Source organism: Rhizobium glycinendophyticum (genome assembly GCF_006443685.1).
In the GTDB taxonomy this organism is placed as follows: Bacteria; Pseudomonadota; Alphaproteobacteria; order Rhizobiales; family Rhizobiaceae; genus Allorhizobium; species Allorhizobium glycinendophyticum.
In genome coordinates, this window is sequence record NZ_VFYP01000001.1 from 2377253 (window position 1) to 2395963 (window position 18711).

The following is an 18711-nucleotide window of genomic DNA, read 5'->3' on the forward strand; positions in this document are numbered from 1 at the left end:
CGCCGCTGGAAACGAGATGCCCCGGTTATTCAGCAGCCATCCGTGGTGCTTCCCCCGGATCATTAGCACCCTTCAGATTGGCGTCATCGAGCTCGCGCTTGAGCCGAGCCTCCTCATGGGCATGGGGCTTGGAGAAGCGGGCGAGCAGCAGATAGGCGACGGGCGTGATGTAGAGCGTCACCAATGTCGCAAAGCCTAGCCCGCCGACGATCACCCAGCCGAGCGCGATGCGTGCCTCAGCGCCCGCCCCTTGTGCCAGAAGCAGCGGGAAACCGCCAAGCACGGTCGCGATCATCGTCATCATCACGGGTCGCAGTCGGATTGCGCAGGCATTCTCGATCGCCTCGCGCACGCTCTGCCCGCGGTCACGCAGCTGGTTGGCAAATTCGACGATCAGGATGCCGTTTTTCGCCATGACTCCGACGAGCAGCACGAGACCGATCTGGCTGTAGACGTTGAGCGTCGAGCCGGTGATGACGAGCGCAAAGACGGCGCAAGCAAGCCCAAGCGGCACAGTTGCCATGATGATCAGGCCGGAGATGACACTCTCGAACTGTGCTGCGAGCACCAGAAAGATGATGGCGATCGCAAAGCCGAATGTGAGCGCCATACCATAGGAGTTCTCCTGAAGCGTCGCAGCTTCTGCCAGAGGCACCAAGCGCGACCCCGGCGGCAGGAGCGGTTCGGCGATCGCCTTCACAGCACTCACCGCATCGCCCAGAGCCACACCGTCATTGAGGCCGGCGGAGAACGACACGGAAGCCAGCTGCTGCTCCCTGTTCAGCTGCGGAGCAACCGCCCTCTCCTCAAGCGACGCGATCGTCGACATAGGAACGACGCGGCCATCAGAAGTCGTCAGGAAGATGCTTTCGAGATCGGTCGGATCATTGATGGGCTGTGTGCTCGACACCAGACGCACCGGGATGGAATTGCCGTCGATGAAGACGTCCGTGACCGAACGACCTTCGAGCAGCGCCTGCAGCGAGGTACCGATCGCATTGATGTCGACACCAAGATCCGATGCGCGCTCCCGGTCAATGGTCACCGAGATCTGCGCCTGGGTCGGTTCATTGTCGAGGCGCGGCGTCTGCAGCAAGGGCGAGTTGCGCATTTGGTCGACAATCTGGATTGCCGCTTCCGTCAGCTTCTCATGGCTGCTGCCGACAATCGCCATCTGCAAGCCGCTGCCGGCGCCGCGGATGCGCAAGCTGTTCGACTGGAAGACGTTGCCCCGCAATGCCGGCACTTTGGCCGCCGCCGCGTTGACGTCCTGGACGATCTGGTCCTGTGTGCGTGTGCGCTCGTCCCACGGCGCAAGCGTCATCACCATGAAGGCACTGTTCGACGAGCCCTGGCCGGAAATCGAGAAGATGCTGCGGATCTCGCCACTGTCGACGAGGGACTTGAGGTTTTCCTCCACCCGCTGAACCTGATCGCGGGTATAGGCGAGGCTTGATCCTTGCGGCGTCGAGAGGCGCATCATCACCATCGAGCGGTCCTCGCGCGGCGTCAGCTCGCTTCGGATCGTGGTGAAAGTGGCGTAGGCTGCGGCTGAAAACATCGTGGCGACCACGACCACGATCAGCGGATTACGCAGGCATGCTCCGAGGCTGCGGCGATAACCGGATGAGAACCGCGATCCGAAACGACCCAGGATCCCACGATTTTCGTCCTTCGCCTGCCCCAGCATGCGTGAGGCCATCATTGGACACAGCGTCAGTGCCGTAACGGAAGACAACAGAACCGCGAAAGCGAGCACGAAGCCAAATTCGCGGAACAGGCCGCCCAACTGTCCCGGCAGGAAGGAGAGTGGCACGAAGACGGCAGCGAGCGTCGCAGTGGTCGCAAGGACCGCGAAGAACACCTCCTGGGTGCCCAGCACGGCAGCCGCCCTCGGTCCCATGCCTTCGGCGCGTCGGCGCACGATGTTTTCCAGCACCACGATGGCGTCGTCCACCACAAGACCAGTCGCAAGAACGATGGCCAGCAGCGTGAGGATGTTGATTGAAAAGCCGACCAGATAGATGGCCGCCAGGGTCCCGATCAACGCCACCGGCATGGTGAGTGCCGGAATAAGCGTCGCCCGCCAGTCGCGCAGGAAGAGAAACAGCACCACGAGCACGATGGCAGCCGACAGTGACAGCGCAATTTCGACCTCGTGCAACGCGCCCTGAATGAACACCGCATCGTCACTGCTGATGACGATCCGGGTGCCTTCCGGCAGCACGTCCTTCAGACCGTCAACAGCGGCGTGTACGCCGCTCGAAATGCTCAGCGTATTCGACTGTGCCTGGCGGATGATGCCCAGACCGACGCCGGCAACGCCGTTGGACCTGAGCGCTGTCGTGCCATCATCGGGGCCTAGCGTCACGGTTGCCACATCGCGCAGCCGGACATTACTGCCGATGAGGACATTCTCGAAATCCTCCACCGACGTCAGGCTCGCGGTTGCACGGACGACAATGTCCTGGGTCAGCGATTCGAGCGAACCGGCGGGCACATCGAGTGAAGCGCTCTGCAGCGCCGTCGAAAGATTGGCAACCGTCAGACCCCGACTGGAAAGGGCTGCCTGGTTGACGTCGATACGGAAGACCTTTTCTTGGTCGCCATAGATCTCGACATCCGCGACGCCGTCGACAGCGGCCAGCCGATCGGAAATTTCGTTCTCAACCAGAAGCGTCAGGTCTTCCATCGACAGCGTCGAGGATGTGACGGCAAGCCGCATGATCGGCTGCGAATCGGAATCCGCCTTCACGATGCGCGGTTCATCGACATCATCAGGCAACTGATTGCGCACCCGGCCGAGCGCGTCACGCACGTCGTTGGCGGCAACGGCCAGATCGACGCTGTCGGAGAATTCGAGCGTCGTGCGGCTGGAACCGAACTGCGAACGAGACGAAAGCGATTTGAGACCGCTGACGCGCGCGACGGCGCCTTCGATGACCCGCGTGACCTCCTGGTCCATGGTCTGGGCAGACGCTCCGTCATAATCGGTGCTGACCGTAATGACCGGCTGGTCGACATCAGGCAGTTCGCGCACTTCGATACCGGCCAGTGCGGCAAGACCGGCGACGACGAGAAGTGTATTAAGGACGGCCGCCAGCACCGGCCGGCGCACGAAAAGGGCGGTAAAATTGCGGCCCGACTGTTCGGGAGGCGTCTCGGTCGCGCTCATCGTGTCGCCACCTCCGGCGCCTTGGCTTGATCCGCATTGGCAACCTCGACGGCCCCACCCTCACGCACGCGCTGGAGCCCCTCGATCGCCACCACGTCGCCTTCCTTGAGCGCCGCGTCGATCAACACCTGATCGGAATTGCGCTGGATAATGCGAACACGCGTCTTCACGGACTTGTTCTCGACGATCTGCCAGACGAAAGACCCCTGCCCGTCCCACTGCACAGCCAGAGGGTTCACAGCCGGATACCGATCTCCGGGAAAGGCCATGGTGACGGAGAAGGACATTCCCGCACGCAGCACGTCGTCCGGATTGTCGATCCGCGCCCGCACCCGGATGGTCCGGCTTGCCTGATCGACCCGGTTGTCAACGGCATCGATGGCGCCGCTGAAGCGCTGGCCGGGACGTGCAACCGACGATGCCTCGACCGGCATACCGGGCTTGACCGCGACCGCAAAACGCTCCGGCGCCCAGAAATCCACAAGCAGCTGCGCGCGGTTGTCGAGCGACACGATCGCGCTGCTATTGGTGACATTGTCGCCGACACTGACGGCGATGATGCCGATCACGCCGTCGATCGGCGCCACGATGTCGCGCCGTTTCAGGTTCAGCTCTGCGGTGCGCACCTGCAGTTCCGCCTGCTCTCTGGCGATCTGCGCGTCGAGCACGTCCAGCCGCGAAAAGCTCTTCAGATTGTTGTAGGATTCGGCACGCTCGGTCGCGCTGCGCAAGGCGACGGCCGCCTGATCCCGCAGGATCACCTGTTCGTCGCTGTCCAGCCTTGCGATCACATCGCCCTTCTTCACACGCTGACCGGAGGTTACCAGGATCTGCTCTATCGTGCCCGACGCCTGCGGCATGACGGTCACCGCATCAACCGCTTCACCGTCGCCGATGGCGTTGAGCCGATCATTGACCACGGCTGTTGATACGGGCTGGATTGCAACGAGGATTTTCTGGTCGCCGCGGCCACCGCCACCGCGACGCTGACCCTGCGCTTGCCCCTGCCCCTGACCCTGACCTTGGCCAGCGCCGCGTTCGCTGGCCGGCGCCCCGTCACCGGCGCCGTCCGCTCCGCCAGCAGAAATCATCGCGACCATGCCCTTCGGCACGCCCATCTGGACAAGGCTCTGACCTGCGCCGGGCGAAACATAGACCCAGGCGCAAAGTCCGAGAAACAGCAGCGCAACACTGATGGTGAGTTGCTTCCAAAGCGGCATGCAAGGCTCCAGATGAAAGACTTGAAAATAACGAGAACGGAGTATGGCGCTCAGATTGTGTCTGGCAATGGCCACACGGCAAGCTTACTGATTTGTAACCTCACGCAAATTCACGCCAGCGTGATCGCGTTTACGTTGGACCGTGGCGCAATCACGATCGCTCGTCGGGATATTGACCCCAAACATCCTCCAAAACCGGTGATGAACCGGCAATGTGGGAATAAAACCAGAACGCCGTCACTGGCCTTTCGAACCCGAATCACTACATTGAGCCGCATGAGTAACGGTTTTGACGACATTCCCTTCTTCGACGAGGAGCCAGCGCCGCGCAAGCCGGCTGCGGCGCCCGCAGCACCGACCACCGGCGGACTGGGCATTGCCGCCCGCGCCATGGCCGCCCGTGGTCAGGCGAGCGCTCCCGATTACCTGACGGGCCTCAACCCGGAACAGCGCGAGGCTGTTGAAACCGTGGATGGTCCGGTGCTCGTGCTCGCCGGTGCCGGTACCGGCAAGACACGCGTGCTGACCACCCGCATCGCCCACATCCTTGCGACCAACCGCGCCTATCCCAGCCAGATCCTCGCTGTGACCTTCACCAACAAGGCCGCCCGCGAGATGAAGGAGCGCATCGGCCATCTCGTCGGCGGCGCCGTCGAGGGCATGCCCTGGCTCGGCACCTTCCACTCGATCGGCGTCAAGCTACTTAGGCGACACGCCGAACTTGTCGGTCTTTCCTCCGATTTCACCATCCTCGACACCGACGATGTCGTGCGCCTGATCAAGCAGATCATCCAGGCGGAGGGCCTTGATGACAAGCGCTGGCCGGCCAAGCAGTTCGCCCAGATGATCGACGGCTGGAAGAACAAGGGCCTTGATCCCGCGCAGATTCCGGAGGGGGACGCTCGCGCCTTTGCCAATGGCAAGGGCCGTGAACTCTACGTCGCTTACCAGAACCGCCTGAAGACGCTGAATGCCTGCGACTTCGGCGATCTGCTGTTGCATCCGATCCGCATGTTCAGGGCCAATCCGGATGTGCTGAAAGAATACCACCAGCGCTTCAAATATGTCCTCGTCGACGAGTATCAGGACACCAATACAGCGCAATACATGTGGCTGCGCCTGCTGGCCCAGCGCCCACAGGGGATCCCTCAGAACGTCTGCTGCGTCGGCGACGATGACCAGTCGATCTATGGCTGGCGCGGCGCGGAAGTCGACAACATCCTGCGCTTCGAAAGGGATTTTCCCGGCGCAAAGGTGATCAAGCTGGAGCGCAATTACCGCTCCACCGAACACATCCTCGGTGCTGCCGGCCATCTCATCGCCCATAACGAAGGCCGCCTCGGCAAGACGCTGTTCACCGACCGCGTCGATCCCAATGACGGCAAGGTCGTGGTCCATGCCGCCTGGGATTCGGAAGAGGAAGCCCGCGCCATCGGCGAAGAGATCGAGCAACTCCAACGCCAGCAGCATCCGCTCAACAACATGGCGATCCTGGTGCGCGCCTCCTTCCAGATGCGCGAATTCGAAGACCGCTTCGTTACGCTTGGCCTCAACTACCGCGTCATCGGCGGTCCGCGCTTCTACGAGCGCATGGAAATCCGCGATGCCATGGCTTACTTCCGCCTGATCTGCCAGCCGGCCGACGACCTCGCCTTCGAGCGCATCGTCAACACGCCGAAGCGCGGCCTCGGCGACACCACGATCCGCGCCCTGCACGATTACGCCCGCGCCCGCGACGTGCCTATGCTGGCGGCAGCGGCCGACATCATCGAAACGGACGAGTTGAAGCCGAAGGCACGCAAGGCTCTCTTCGACGTAGTCATGATGTTCCGTCGCTGGAGCGAACTGCTGGAAAACACACCGCATACGGAGCTCGCCGAACAGGTTCTGGAAGAGTCCGGCTATACCGACATGTGGAAGAACGACAAATCGGCCGAAGCGCCGGGTCGTCTCGACAACCTGAAGGAACTGGTCCGCTCGATGGAGGCCTTCGAGAGCCTGCGCGGCTTCCTCGAGCACGTCTCGTTGGTCATGGATGTCGAGCAGAACGAGAATTTGGATGCCGTCTCGATCATGACGCTGCATTCGGCCAAGGGCCTGGAATTCGAAACCGTCTTCCTGCCCGGCTGGGAAGAAGGCCTGTTTCCCCACCAGCGCGCGCTCGACGAAGGTGGACGCTCCGGGCTCGAGGAAGAGCGACGCCTCGCCTATGTCGGGATCACCCGCGCCAAGCGCCGCTGCCACCTGTGGTTCGTCTCCAACCGCCGCATCCACGGCCTCTGGCAGTCGACCATGCCCTCGCGCTTTCTCGATGAACTGCCGCCGGCCCATGTCGAAGTGGCGGAGGCCGAGACCTCCTACGGCGGCTACGGCCGCAACCCCTACGGCCAGTCCCGCTTCGACAAACAGGAGCCTTTCCAGAACAATTATACGACGCCCGGCTGGAAGCGTGCCCAGGCCAACAAGACCGATGCCACCCGCGACAACTGGGGCAACCGCTCCGGGCATTCCGTCGAGCGCATCGGCTATGGCGAAAGCGGCCCCAGAGCGAAGACGATTGACGGTGAACTCGTCGCCAAGTCGACCACGTCGGAACCGTCCCGTTACTCGGTCGGCGACCGCGTCTTCCACATCAAGTTCGGCAACGGCAACATCGCATCCATCGAAGGCAACAAGCTGACGATCGATTTCGACCGCGCGGGCCAGAAGCGGGTGCTGGACGGTTTTGTCGAAAAGGTCTGATCTTCGAGAAGCTGTCTGACTCTCTCGAAGCCGCTGGGCTTCGCGGATTATTCTGCGGCGATACCGCACTCTTCCGCAGAAAATGCCATCTGCCAATGCCGGCGGCAGAGAGGCATGTATGTCTCGTTGCCGCCGATCATCACCTGCGCTCCGTCCTTTAGCGCCCTTCCATCAGCGCCCAGCCGCACGACCATGGTCGCCTTGCGGCCGCAATGGCAGATCGAGCGCGCCTCGGTCAGTTCATCGGCTATGGCGAGCAGTCCCTTTGAGCCGGGAAAAAGCTCTCCGCGGAAATCCGTACGCAGCCCATAGGCCATGACCGGCAGATCGAGCACATCGACGATCCGCGAAAGCTGCCAGACCTGCTCGGAGGTGAGGAACTGCGCCTCATCGACGAAGACGCAGGAGAGCGGCGCCTTTTCGTGATCTGCCTTGATCACGCCGAAAAGATCGTCGTCAGGCCCAAAAGCCTCCGCCTCCGCCTTTAACCCGATCCGCGAGCCGATCCAGCCCTTGCCGACTCTGTTGTCGATCGCGCTGATCAGCGTCGCGACCCGCATGCCGCGTTCCTGATAGTTATAGGCCGCCTGCAGGAGAAGCGTCGATTTGCCGGCATTCATGGTGGCATAGATGAAATGTAGCTTGGCCAAATCGTCGCTGCTTCAAATTTGAGTGTGGCGGGATCAAGGTTGTTGTAGGAAAGCCGAACCGGCAAGGCAAGCAGACGGAAGCGTTGCCAACAGACAAGAATCGCTGACGTCAATCGATCCCGGTCAAACGGAAGAAGGCGCGGATATCATAGCTCTGATGAGCGCCCGGGTTGTATCCATCACCGCACGGATGCGCGGCAGATGCCGCAACCGCTCATGCGTTACCAGCCAGACCTCGGCAGCCGGCGGCACCGGTGGGCGAAAACAAAGGACGAGCTGCGGATCGCGCGACCCGATGAATTCGGAGCACAGACCGACGCCGACACCGTTGCGCACGCTGCTGAACACGGCGGGCACGGAGTTGTGCCGCAGAAGCGTCTGCTCTGCCGGAAAATGCGCCCGCACCCAATCCAGGATCGCCCTACCCCGCACATGACTGTCGATCCCGATCAGAGCATGACCAGCGAGTTCCTCGACGCTACGAGGGCTACCGTGGCGCTGGCTGTAGCTTCGCGAGCAATACAGGCTCCAGTAATCCTCGAAGAGTTTGACCCCGACCAGATCGGGATGTGTCGGGGCCGGCGCTGCCCGAAGTGCGATATCGGCTTCACCCGTTGCAAGATCGCGAAGGATATTGCTGGTATCTACCTCCAGCCGAATCCCTGGATGCGCCTCCTTCAGCCGTTCGATCAAATGCGGCAAGACGACGGATGCGATAACCTCATTCGTCGTGAACCGGACGGTGCCGGTAACCGCGCGGCCAAGGCTGGAAACGGCGGCAGTAAACCCATCGACCGCCTTCGCGACAGCTTCTGCCGGAGCGAGCAACGCGCCGCCAGCCTCCGTCAGGGCGTAGCCCGTTCGCCGCTTGTCGAAAAGCTCCACTTGTATGGACGCTTCCAGCGCGGCAATCCTGCGGGACACCGTGCTCTGGCTGACCCCGAGAATCCGCGAGGCCGCCAGCGTCGATCCGGTCTCTGCGACCGCCAGCAGGTATCGCAGGTCATCGAAATTCATCGGTGCGGTCACGTTATGCAAATCCGGTGAGTGCAGCGGCAAAAACGGTGTTTGAACAAGAAACGCAGTGACCCTACACGGCTTTCCACCGCCCGTGAACAGTCTTCGCGGGCTGAAATTCTCAGGAAACCGAACCCAAGGAGCCCCCCAATGCGCGAGACGCTTGTCCCGGCCGGCACCCGTATTTTGAATGCCTACAACAACGAAACATTCGTCTTCACGCAGCCTTGCGAGGAAACGCCCACCACCCGCTTCGACGTCGTGCTCGGCAAGGGCGGGTCCGGCGGCGGCAATGCCGTGGAACACATCCATCCGCATTCAGACGAGATCTTCACCGTCCATAGCGGCCGCGTAATGGTGATGATCGACGGCAAGAAGCACTTTGCGGAAGAGGGCCAGTCCGTGACCGTCCCGAAGGGCGCGCGCCACTTCTTTCGCAATGATTGGGATGGGGAGACCCACCTGACAGTGGCCTTCCCGACGGCCCAGCAGCATCTACGGTTTTTTCTCAATCTGGCGCGCTGGACGGCCGAAGAACCGGCCTATTTCAAGGCGGATGGTTCGGTGAAACTCCTGGCGATCGCACTGGCGCTCAACGCCTTCCGCGATCACCTCTATATCTCGGGTCCGCCGATCGGCGTGCAGAAACTGCTCTTCGCAGCTCTTGCTCCCGTTGCTCGATTTCTCGGCTACCGCTTGGCGGTGAAGCCGCGCGCGGCACGGACGCCGGCGGCGAAGGACGAGATCCTGTTCGCACAGAACCTTTGACGTCAGCCTTGCGCCGCTTCCTCGCGGTGCAGCCACATCAGCTCGACCTGAACGGCCGCCTGAAAATCCATGATTTCGGCCCGCATCTCGTCTTCCGGGCATCCCAGCGCCAGGAGTTCGTTGCCAAGGCTGCGGCAGGTGGTCTTCCAGAATTCGTTTGCGGCATAGCCATTGAGGCGGTCGAGTTCCATAGCCGATCGGCGGACCAGGTCCCGGCGGTTCGCAAGCGGAAAGAAGGCGATGGTCGGGTTTGTCTGGCCGGTCATGGCTTGGCTACTCATGCGAAACATCCTCACGTTACAGGACGTGTGTAGAATCACATGGTTAATGTTCCGTTTCGGCACTAAGGGGATCCTCGAACCTGCCTTGAAACGGAACACCCCCTGCCTTGCAGCAGAGGGTGTTAGGAGATATTCGGGTGGGTATGCCCGGCCTCAGTCGGGTAGAGTATAGGCGATCACATAATCGCCGGGCTTGGTGCCGACAGACCCGTGACCACCCGCCACCATCACGACATACTGCTTGCCGTTGTCGAGCGCATAGGTCATCGGCGTCGCCTGGCCACCAGCCGGCAGGCGCGCCTGCCACAGCTGTTCGCCGGTCGTGAGATCATAGGCACGCAGATAGTCGTCGACGGCCGCACCTAGGAAGACCACGCCGCCCTTGGTGATCATCGGACCGCCGATACCGGGCACGCCGACTTTGAACGGCAGCGGCAACGGCGTCATATCGTAGACGGTGCCGTTGCGATGCTGGTAGGCGATCTGACCGGTGCGCAGATCGACGCCGGCGACCGTGCCCCATGGCGGCGCCTGGCAAGGGATGCCGAGCGGTGACAGGAACGGTCCCATCACGACGCCATAAGGTGCGCCTTCGTTGCGGTTCAGACCCTGCTCGGAGCCCTTCTCGCCTTCGCCCTTCGGCGGGATATCCGCACGGGGCACAAGCTTCGAGGTGAATGCCAGGTAGGTCGGCATGCCGAACATCACCTGCCGTTCCGGATCGACCGCAACCGAACCCCAGTTGAACGTACCGAAATTGCCGGGATAGACAAGCGTTCCATTGAGCGACGGCGGCGTGTACTGCCCCTCGTAGTTGAGCTTGTGGAACTCGATCCGGCACATCATCTGGTCGATGATCGACAGGCCCCACATGTTACGTTCCTCAAGCGTGGGCGGCCGGAAGGTCAGGTCCGATATCGGCTGCGTCGGCGAGGTGAAGTCTTCCGGAATAGCCCCGCCCGGCGCCGGGATCTCACGAACCGGAATGATCGGCTCGCCGGTCCGCCGGTCCAGAACGTAGATGTCGCCCTGCTTGGTGGGTCCAACCAGAGCCGGCACGACTGCACCCTCCTGATTGTTGATGTCTATCAGCACCGGCTGGGCCGGAACGTCCATGTCCCAGAGATCGTGATGCACGGTCTGGCGGACCCAGCGGTCCTGTCCGGTGTTCACATCGAGCGCGACAATCGACGAAGAATACTTTTCGACGCTTTCGCCACGCCCCATGCCGAGCTGGTCCGGCACCTGGTTGCCGAGCGGGATGTACACGAGGCCCAGCTGTTCATCCACCGAGAAGACGGACCAGCTGTTCGGCGAATTGGTCGTGTAGCTCTGACCTTCCCCGATCGGAGCCGTCTGGGTCGGATTGCCGCTGTCCCAGTTCCAGACCAGCGCACCGGTATTGACGTCGAAGGCGCGAATGACGCCCGACTGCGATTCCGTCGAATAGTTGTCGTTGACGGCCCCGCCGATGATGATCTTGCCTGCGGCGATAACGGGCGGCGAGGTGGAGTAGTAATAGCCTGCCGGGTTGTAGCGCATGCCCTGGCCAAGCTGTAGCGTACCACCATTGGCGAAGTTCTGGCACACGGCACCGGTTGCAGCATCAAGCGCGATAAGCCGGGCATCGGATGTCGGCAGGTAGACACGCGTGGCGCATGCAGTTCCGGCGCTGGCTGCCGGGTCCTGGTAGTAGGTTACGCCTCGGCAGGTCTGGTGCTGACGGTCGGCATTGAGACCGGCATTCGCATCGAACTTCCATTTTTCCTTGCCCGTTGCCGCATAAATGGCAATCGCCCAGTTGTGAGGCGTGCAGACATAGAGCGTGTCACCCACCTTGAGCGGCGTCACCTGGTAGGTGGTCTCTGTGACGTCTTGCGGCTGCTTCACGTCGCCGGTTTGATAGGTCCATGCGACCTCGAGATCTTTGACGTTGTCAGTGTTGATCTGAGTGAGCGGGGAGTAGCGTTGGCCGTAGGGCGTGCGGCCATACTGGTGCCAGTCACCATCCGGCACATCGCCACCGAGCGTGGGTGCGGCTGCGACCTGATCTGCCGGCAGACTGCCTGAACGGTCATAGGGGTCGGAGAAGAGGGAAATAGCCGCTGTGATGACGGCGATCAGCACCGGCACAGCCAGCGGCAGAACGGAAGCAGCGACCCGCCCGCGGCGGTGCTCCGGCCCAAGGCGACGGCGGATCCAGGGAAGCATCAGCCAGAGGCCGAGGACTACCACGAGGCCGCCACGTGTGCCGAGCTGCCACCAGTCGAGCCCCACCTCCCAGAGCGCCCAGATGAGACTGCCCACAATAAAGAGCCCATAGAGCCACAGCGCTTCCGCGCGTCTGAGAAACAAAAGCACGGCGGTCGCCAGAAAGACGATTCCGGCGATCAGATAATACAAGCTGCCACCCAGGGCGGCGAGCTGCGCTCCGCCGACCCCGAGCACGAGCCCTAAAAGGGCGAATATGCCGATGGTGATGGTCAATAACATGCCAAGTCCATTCATGTCTGGAAAGGTACGAGATGGCCCCACGCGTCGAATGGCGCGGGATAAGGGACCTGCGACATCAGTCGAACGGGAGAAACGGAGGATTGTTCCAAACCCGATGGAACAATGTTTTTGGGCCGACTCACGGGCAAAAACTCACCAACTTTCTCTTGATCCCGCACCCGCCCATTGCCATCTTGCGCCGCACAAACACGGGAGCGCGTTCCATGACAAAGGCCTTGTTGCTGATCGATATCCAGAATGGCTTTTGCCCGGGCGGCAATCTGCCGGTCGCCGAGGGCGATGCTGTGGTGCCGGTCGCCAATCGGCTGATGCTATCAGGACGATACGATTTCGTGGTCGCCTCGCAGGACTGGCACCCGGCCAACCACGGAAGCTTTGCCTCGCAGCATCCCGGCAAGAAACCCTTCGAGATGGGCGAGCTCTCCGGCCAGCCTCAGGTGATGTGGCCCGACCACTGCGTCCAGAACACGCGGGACGCAGAATTCCACCCAGATCTCGACAAGAGCCGCATAGATCATGTTCAACGCAAAGGCGAAAACCCTGCCGTCGATAGCTATTCGGCCTTCCGCGACAACGACAGGTCGGCGCTGACCGGTCTGTCCGATTATCTGAGGTCGAAGAATGTCACAGAGCTCGACCTGATGGGCCTTGCGACGGATTATTGCGTGCGCTTCTCGGCCCTTGATGCTGTCGACATGCTGCCGGGTGTCACGGTGCGGCTCATTGCTGATGGCTGTCGGGGGATCGACCCGGCAGGGGTCAAACAGGCACTCGACGCCATGGCCGATGCCGGCGTCGAAATTACAGACAGCAGCCGAATCGAAATCTGAAGACACAACTGCAAATGATTCGTGCGATTGCCTTTTTTGGCGGCACGCGTTAGAGGCGGGCCCAAGAACAAGACAGGGAGGACGCCCGGTCATGGATATCATCACCACGATCGCCGCTTTGCGGGAAAAGCTCGCAGCCCGTCGCAGAAGCGGCCAGTCGATCGGCTTCGTGCCGACAATGGGCTATCTCCACCAGGGGCATCTCAGCCTCGTCTCCCGGTCGAAGGCTGAGAATGACGCGACCGTCGTGTCGATCTTCGTCAATCCGCTGCAGTTCGGCAAGAACGAGGACCTCGAAAAGTATCCGCGCGACCTCGAGCGTGACGCAGCTCTGTTGCGCGATGCGGGCATCGACTTCCTCTTCGCGCCCTCGGTTATGGAGATGTATCCGGAGCCCATGCAGACAGTCGTCGATCTGCCGAAGCTCGGCTCGGAACTCGAAGGCGAGGCACGCCCCGGACACTTCGCAGGCGTAGCCACCGTCGTCACGAAGCTCTTCAACATCGTCCAGCCGGACGCCGCCTATTTCGGCGAGAAGGACTACCAGCAGGTCACGATCATCCAGAAGATGGTCGAGGATCTCGCCCAGCCTGTCAGGATCGTGCCGGTCTCGACCGTGCGTGAGGCAGATGGCCTCGCCTGTTCATCCCGCAATGTCTACCTGTCACCGGCAGAGCGCGCCGCTGCCGTCATCGTGCCGAAAACGCTCGCTGAGGCAGAACGCCTGCTTCTGGCGGGCATCAGAAACGTCGCGACGCTAGAAGCAAAGCTTTTGGATTTCCTGCGCACCGAACCCCTGGCCGAGCCGGAAGTCGTCGCCATCCGCGACCCTCAGACCCTTGCGCGCATCGAGACTGTCAACGGCAGTGCGCTCGTCCTCCTCTACGTTCGCTTCGGCAAGACGAAACTTCTCGACAACCGCATCATCGGCCAAGTGGCCGCCACCGGCATGGAGGCCGCCTGATATGAGCACACCACCCCGCCAGAAGCGCTTTACGCCGGCCGATATCGGTGCACTCAAGGGCGTGCGGCCAATCGTTTCGCTGACCGCCTATACCACCCCTGTTGCCCGGATCATGGACAACCATTGCGACCTGCTTTTGGTCGGCGACAGCCTCGGCATGGTGCTCTACGGCCTCGACACCACGGTCGGCGTCACCATGGAGATGATGATCGCCCATGGCCAAGCCGTGATGCGCGGCGCCAAGCGCGCCTGCGTCATCGTCGACCTGCCCTTCGGCTCCTATCAGGAGAGCAAGGAACAGGCTTTCCGCAATGCTGTGCGTCTGATGAAGGAAACCGGCTGTGACGGCGTCAAGCTGGAGGGCGGTGCGGAAATGGCGGAGACGGTCGAATTTCTCGTGTCCCGCGGCGTACCGGTCTTTGGCCATATCGGCCTGATGCCGCAACAGGTGAACACGTCGGGCGGCTACCGGTCCAAGGGCCACAGCGAAGCCGAGCAGGACAAGATCCGCCGCGATGCGAAAGCCATCGACGAGGCGGGCGCCTTCGCCATGGTGATCGAGGGAACGGTTGAGCCCCTCGCCCGCGAGATCACGACCACGGTCAAGTCCGCAACGATCGGGATTGGCGCATCACCGGCTTGCGACGGCCAGATCCTCGTCTCCGACGACATGCTCGGTCTGTTCAACGAGTTCAAGCCGCGCTTCGTCAAGCATTTCGCCGAACTCGCCAATGTCATCGACAAGGCGGTTTCGGACTACGCGGAAGAGGTGAAGGCTCGAACCTTCCCCGGACCAGAACACACCTTTCAGGTCCGGCCGAAGAAATAGGCCTTCACGCCTCAGGTCTGCGCTCCAGCTGGTCGATTCCATCGTTGACGTCATCGACATGCCGCATCAGCAAGGCCTGCGCGTCGCGAAGCCCGGCGTTGTAGAAATGAGGGCCGGCAAGTCGCAACACAGCGGCCAGCAGGCCTTCTGCCTCGAAACGGCCGATCTCCAGATCGAACTCCTCGCTGAGATACGCCTTCAGCTCCATGGTAATGTGATCTCGCGCCTCTTTGGGAAGTTTGTCGCTGGTCACTGTCTTGCTCCCCCTTGCCCGCCGTCAGTGCGCCTGATCGTCGTTATCGCCGTCAAGTATCAATGGAGATGGTCGTTCCATCAATCCTATTGGTTTGCACGTCGAGAGCCAACAGGCTAGCCAAGGCCCAAAGTCGAGAGAACTGAATGTCCCGTCGCGATCCCGCCCCCCGTTCCGAATTTGCCGAAGGCGCGTTCAAAGCCGTGCCGGTGATCATTTCCGCCGGCCCGTTCGCCATCCTCTTCGGCGCCGTCGCCGTCGCCAACGGCCAGACCGTGGCCGAAGCAACCCTCATGAGCGCGGTCGTCTATGCAGGCGCCAGCCAATTGGTCGGCATCGAACTCTTCGGCCAGCACGTGCCGCTGTGGATCGTCGTCCTGTCGATCCTGGCGGTCAATTTTCGCCATATCCTTTATTCGGCGGCGCTGACCCCGCTGATCGACCACTTCACCCTGCCCCAGAAACTCCTGAGCTTTTTCCTGCTCACCGATCCGCAGTTTGCGGAAACGCTGGCGCGCGGAGAAACCGGCCATACCGTTACTTACCGCTGGTATCTGGGCTTCGGCGCCGTGATCTATTTCCCCTGGGTCGTCATGTCTGCAATCGGTGGCCTGCTCGGCAAGATCATCGGCGATCCTGCCGTCTGGGGCATCGACGTGCTGCTGCCGATCTATTTCATGGGACTGGTGCTCGGTTTCCGCAGACGCAGCAACTTTCTGCTGATCGTCGTAGTCAGCGGCGTTGTTTCCGTCCTCGCCCAACATTTGGTCGGCGCGCCCTGGCACATCAGCATCGGTGCCATCGCCGGCGTGGCGCTCGCCGCCCTGCTGCCACCGAAAACGGAAGCCACGACCGGGGAGCAGGCGCCATGAACACGCTGTTCACGCCCTATATGGTGGTGCTGATCGTCGCTGCCGCCGTCGCCACCTATCTCACGCGGGTCGGTGGCTATGTGCTGGTCAAGCGCCTGAAGACCATGCCGCCGCGTCTGGAGGCCGCATTGAACGCGGTGCCAGCGGCGGTTTTGACCACTCTCGTAGCACCCGCCTTCTTCGCGGGCAGCATCGACATCAAGATCGCCATGGTGGCCGCCCTACTGGTTGGCCTGCGCTTCTCGGCCATCCCGATGCTGATAGCGGGATGGGTTGTCGTCATGGTGCTGCGCCAGATCCTCGTCTGACCTCAGCGCCGGAACGGCGCCGTCGCCTTCTCCAGCCAGCTGCGCTGCGCCGGATCGGAAATCAGCGGCATCAACTCATCGCGCGTCTTCTGGTGATAATCGTCCAGCCAGCGCAACTCTTCCCGCGTCAACAGATCCTCGACAATCAACCTGCGATCAATGGGAACGAAGGTGAGCGTCTCGAAACCGAGCATTGGCTGGTCGCCGCCGTCGATCGCCTCCGCTTCGCGTACATAGATCAGGTTCTCGATGCGGATGCCGAAACTGCCGGGACGATAATAGCCAGGCTCGTTCGACAGGATCATCCCCGGCAGGAGCTCCTGCGTCGACATGCGCGAAATCCGCTGCGGCCCTTCATGCACTGAGAGGTAAGAACCGACACCATGGCCGGTTCCATGGGCAAAATCCGCGCCGGCCTTCCACAGCGCGATGCGCGCCAGCGGATCGAGATCGCAGCCGCGCGTGCCTTTCGGGAAGCGCGCCATGCTGATCGCAATCATGCCCTTGAGCGCCAGCGTGAAGAAGCGCCGCTGCTCGTCCGGCACCGTGCCGACGGCGAGCGTCCGGGTGATATCGGTGGTCCCGTTCACATATTGCGCGCCCGAATCGATCAGGAACATCTCGCCCGAGTGGATCGGCCGATCGCTTTCCGTGGTCACCCGATAATGCATGATAGCGGCATGTTCGCCGGCACCGGAGATTGTCTCGAAGGAGATATCCTTGAGCGGGTTCTGCATGCGCTCGCCGACCCGCGCGCGTGTCGCTTCCAGCGCTTCGGCAGCAGCAATCTCGGTGAGGCTTCCAGGCGGTTGTTCGTCGAACCAGGAGAGAAACTCGACCATGGCAACGCCATCCTGCAGATGCGCGGCAGCGGAGCCGTTGAGCTCGACCATATTCTTCACCGCCCGCCCAAGTTTGGCGGGATCATTTCCCTCCACCACTTCGCCGCCGAAATGACGGATCAGATGGCCGAGCACATGCGGCGCGAGATCCGGATCGACGAGGATACGCGCGCCGCCGGCGGAGAGCCGCTCAAGCCGCTCGGCAAGCAGCTTCGGATCGACCTGCTCGCAGAGTTCCCCCAGATAGGTCTCCACCTCGAGATTGGTCTTGCGCGCATCGAGGAACAGTTCGGCTGTGCCATCCGCCTTGATGAAGGCTCGCGACAGCGGGTGCGGCGTATGCGGAACGTCATTGCCGCGAATGTTGAAGATCCAGGCGACGGAAGACGGATCGGTGATGAAGACGGCGGCGAGCCCCCGTTCGGTCAGATCAGCAGCGATGCGGGCGATCTTGTCTTTGGCCGGAACGCCGGCCTGGTTTTCCGCCTGGATGGCCACCTTGCCCAAAGGCTCGGCTGGACGGTCGGTCCACAGCCGATCGACCGGGTTGAACGGCAAGAGAACGAGCGCTCCGCCGATTTCCGCAAGTGCCTGTTCCAGCCGGCGCACCTCGGCTCCGGTATGCATCCAGGGATCGATACCCAGACGAAAACCTTTGGCCGCATGGTTTGCGATCCACTTGTGCGGCGGCTCGCCAACCAGATCGCCCGGCGTGAACACGGCAGGATCGACCTGTTGCGCAAGCTGCGTCACATAGCGGCCATCGACGAAGACAACGGCCTGGCTGACAGTCACCAGCAACTGGCCTGCAGAACCGGTAAACCCGGTCGCCCACGCAAGGCGTTCGGCAGAGGCTGGGACATATTCGCCCAGATACTCATCCGAGCGCGGCACGAGCAGGCCGTCGATCTTGTTGTCGGCGAACAGCCCGCGCAGGGCCTCGATGCGAGCCTTGCCGTGCTGCGGTGTGGATTTGACGTCGAAGGACTGGAACATGACATGCCTGCGCTGGTGGAGGGATTCTTGCCCGGCCTTATAGCAAGCCCGACCCGCACTGCCCATCGCCAGAATTCACCTTCCGGGGATGACGAAGAAGGCAGCTGCACCACCATTCACTCGTTATGCCTAAATTTAAGGCCGCCCTTATGTTGCTATGCAGCAATTGCACGGCTCCCGTGCCACAAGTCCCCTGCCTCGGGGCACCTGCAATGCCTATATTCACTGCATGACGACGCGCCGATCGCGTCGAACCAAAAGGAACCGAGAAATGGCCAAGTCCTTCCTGCGCACCGCCCTCGACAATCTCGTGGAAGCCCGCCAGCGCCGGGCCGATCTTTATGCCACGGGCGCCCTGCTCACCCTCGACGACGCATCGCTGAAGGCCATGGGCCTGACGCGCGATGAACTGCGCCGCCGTCCGTCGCAGCGTTCGATTATCTGAAATCA

General features: G+C 61.9%; 16 protein-coding genes. 8 read left to right on the forward strand and 8 right to left on the reverse strand.

Annotated features, from left to right (window positions below; genetic code table 11):
- Positions 1-25: 25 nt before the first annotated feature.
- Both FJQ55_RS11640 and FJQ55_RS11645 read right to left on the reverse strand, forming a co-directional pair.
- Complete coding sequence (locus FJQ55_RS11640) at positions 26-3175, reverse strand: efflux RND transporter permease subunit (RefSeq protein ID WP_140828089.1); 3150 nt, start codon at positions 3173-3175, stop codon at positions 26-28.
- Positions 3172-4395, reverse strand: coding sequence for an efflux RND transporter periplasmic adaptor subunit (locus FJQ55_RS11645; protein WP_140828090.1), 1224 nt, complete (start codon positions 4393-4395; stop codon positions 3172-3174). Before FJQ55_RS11645 ends, FJQ55_RS11640 begins: the two co-directional genes overlap by 4 nt.
- 276 nt (positions 4396-4671) lie before the next feature.
- Between FJQ55_RS11645 and FJQ55_RS11650 the strand changes: the two genes are divergently transcribed.
- Complete coding sequence (locus FJQ55_RS11650; RefSeq protein WP_140828091.1) at positions 4672-7137, forward strand: ATP-dependent helicase; 2466 nt, start codon at positions 4672-4674, stop codon at positions 7135-7137.
- 47 nt (positions 7138-7184) lie between these two features.
- Here the strand turns inward: FJQ55_RS11650 and FJQ55_RS11655 are convergent, their stop codons facing one another.
- Together FJQ55_RS11655 and FJQ55_RS11660 are read right to left on the reverse strand one after the other, a co-directional pair.
- Complete coding sequence (locus tag FJQ55_RS11655) at positions 7185-7787, reverse strand: thymidine kinase (RefSeq protein WP_140828092.1); 603 nt, start codon at positions 7785-7787, stop codon at positions 7185-7187.
- 123 nt (positions 7788-7910) lie between these two features.
- Positions 7911-8816 (reverse strand): LysR family transcriptional regulator, encoded by a 906-nt coding sequence (locus FJQ55_RS11660; protein ID WP_161596977.1) that lies wholly within the window; start codon positions 8814-8816, stop codon positions 7911-7913.
- A gap of 138 nt (positions 8817-8954) precedes the next feature.
- Between FJQ55_RS11660 and FJQ55_RS11665 the strand changes: the two genes are divergently transcribed.
- Positions 8955-9572, forward strand: coding sequence for a cupin domain-containing protein (locus FJQ55_RS11665; protein WP_140828096.1), 618 nt, complete (start codon positions 8955-8957; stop codon positions 9570-9572).
- 2 nt (positions 9573-9574) lie between these two features.
- Here the strand turns inward: FJQ55_RS11665 and FJQ55_RS11670 are convergent, their stop codons facing one another.
- Positions 9575-9853: a DUF6074 family protein gene (locus FJQ55_RS11670; protein ID WP_140828098.1), complete on the reverse strand. Its 279-nt coding sequence runs from the start codon at positions 9851-9853 to the stop codon at positions 9575-9577.
- A 153-nt stretch (positions 9854-10006) separates the two neighbouring features.
- The gene (locus FJQ55_RS11675; RefSeq protein WP_140828100.1) at positions 10007-12346 is read right to left on the reverse strand and encodes a glucose/quinate/shikimate family membrane-bound PQQ-dependent dehydrogenase; all 2340 of its coding nucleotides are present in this window, start codon (positions 12344-12346) and stop codon (positions 10007-10009) included.
- Positions 12347-12570: 224 nt separating this feature from the next.
- Between FJQ55_RS11675 and pncA the strand changes: the two genes are divergently transcribed.
- The 3 genes from pncA (at position 12571) to panB (ending at position 14990) form a co-directional block, all read left to right on the forward strand.
- Entirely contained in the window at positions 12571-13197 is a 627-nt protein-coding gene (gene pncA / locus FJQ55_RS11680) for a bifunctional nicotinamidase/pyrazinamidase (protein ID WP_140828103.1), read from the forward strand.
- Between the two features lie 91 nt (positions 13198-13288).
- Positions 13289-14161: a pantoate--beta-alanine ligase gene (panC, locus tag FJQ55_RS11685; RefSeq protein ID WP_140828105.1), complete on the forward strand. Its 873-nt coding sequence runs from the start codon at positions 13289-13291 to the stop codon at positions 14159-14161.
- A 1-nt stretch (position 14162) separates the two neighbouring features.
- Positions 14163-14990 carry a 3-methyl-2-oxobutanoate hydroxymethyltransferase gene (panB, locus tag FJQ55_RS11690; protein WP_140828107.1) on the forward strand — a complete coding sequence of 276 codons (828 nt, stop codon included), beginning with the start codon at positions 14163-14165 and terminating at the stop codon, positions 14988-14990.
- 4 nt (positions 14991-14994) lie between these two features.
- Here the strand turns inward: panB and FJQ55_RS11695 are convergent, their stop codons facing one another.
- On the reverse strand, positions 14995-15243 hold the full coding sequence (locus FJQ55_RS11695; protein ID WP_246085084.1) for a DUF2164 domain-containing protein: 249 nt from the start codon (positions 15241-15243) through the stop codon (positions 14995-14997).
- A gap of 146 nt (positions 15244-15389) precedes the next feature.
- Here FJQ55_RS11695 and FJQ55_RS11700 point away from each other — a divergent pair, with 146 nt between their 5' ends.
- Both FJQ55_RS11700 and FJQ55_RS11705 read left to right on the forward strand, forming a co-directional pair.
- Positions 15390-16115, forward strand: coding sequence for an AzlC family ABC transporter permease (locus FJQ55_RS11700; protein ID WP_140828109.1), 726 nt, complete (start codon positions 15390-15392; stop codon positions 16113-16115).
- Positions 16112-16423, forward strand: coding sequence for an AzlD family protein (locus FJQ55_RS11705; protein WP_140828111.1), 312 nt, complete (start codon positions 16112-16114; stop codon positions 16421-16423). Before FJQ55_RS11700 ends, FJQ55_RS11705 begins: the two co-directional genes overlap by 4 nt.
- 2 nt (positions 16424-16425) lie before the next feature.
- Here the strand turns inward: FJQ55_RS11705 and FJQ55_RS11710 are convergent, their stop codons facing one another.
- The gene (locus FJQ55_RS11710) at positions 16426-18261 is read right to left on the reverse strand and encodes an aminopeptidase P family protein (protein ID WP_140828113.1); all 1836 of its coding nucleotides are present in this window, start codon (positions 18259-18261) and stop codon (positions 16426-16428) included.
- Positions 18262-18532: 271 nt separating this feature from the next.
- Here FJQ55_RS11710 and FJQ55_RS23430 point away from each other — a divergent pair, with 271 nt between their 5' ends.
- A complete protein-coding gene (locus tag FJQ55_RS23430; RefSeq protein ID WP_167507702.1) occupies positions 18533-18706 on the forward strand; it encodes a hypothetical protein in 174 nt (57 codons plus the stop codon).
- The last annotated feature ends 5 nt before the right edge of the window (positions 18707-18711 follow it).

What these genes read in the sequence shown, in the direction of transcription:
- FJQ55_RS11640 (WP_140828089.1), bottom strand. Translation starts at nt 3,175, where the DNA reads ATGAGCGCGACCGAGACGCCTCCCGAACAGTCGGGCCGCAATTTTACC.
- FJQ55_RS11645 (WP_140828090.1), bottom strand. Translation starts at nt 4,395, where the DNA reads ATGCCGCTTTGGAAGCAACTCACCATCAGTGTTGCGCTGCTGTTTCTC.
- FJQ55_RS11650 (WP_140828091.1), top strand. Translation starts at nt 4,672, where the DNA reads ATGAGTAACGGTTTTGACGACATTCCCTTCTTCGACGAGGAGCCAGCG.
- FJQ55_RS11665 (WP_140828096.1), top strand. Translation starts at nt 8,955, where the DNA reads ATGCGCGAGACGCTTGTCCCGGCCGGCACCCGTATTTTGAATGCCTAC.
- FJQ55_RS11670 (WP_140828098.1), bottom strand. Translation starts at nt 9,853, where the DNA reads ATGAGTAGCCAAGCCATGACCGGCCAGACAAACCCGACCATCGCCTTC.
- FJQ55_RS11675 (WP_140828100.1), bottom strand. Translation starts at nt 12,346, where the DNA reads ATGTTATTGACCATCACCATCGGCATATTCGCCCTTTTAGGGCTCGTG.
- pncA (WP_140828103.1), top strand. Translation starts at nt 12,571, where the DNA reads ATGACAAAGGCCTTGTTGCTGATCGATATCCAGAATGGCTTTTGCCCG.
- panC (WP_140828105.1), top strand. Translation starts at nt 13,289, where the DNA reads ATGGATATCATCACCACGATCGCCGCTTTGCGGGAAAAGCTCGCAGCC.
- panB (WP_140828107.1), top strand. Translation starts at nt 14,163, where the DNA reads ATGAGCACACCACCCCGCCAGAAGCGCTTTACGCCGGCCGATATCGGT.
- FJQ55_RS11700 (WP_140828109.1), top strand. Translation starts at nt 15,390, where the DNA reads ATGTCCCGTCGCGATCCCGCCCCCCGTTCCGAATTTGCCGAAGGCGCG.
- FJQ55_RS11705 (WP_140828111.1), top strand. Translation starts at nt 16,112, where the DNA reads ATGAACACGCTGTTCACGCCCTATATGGTGGTGCTGATCGTCGCTGCC.
- FJQ55_RS11710 (WP_140828113.1), bottom strand. Translation starts at nt 18,261, where the DNA reads ATGTTCCAGTCCTTCGACGTCAAATCCACACCGCAGCACGGCAAGGCT.
- FJQ55_RS23430 (WP_167507702.1), top strand. Translation starts at nt 18,533, where the DNA reads ATGGCCAAGTCCTTCCTGCGCACCGCCCTCGACAATCTCGTGGAAGCC.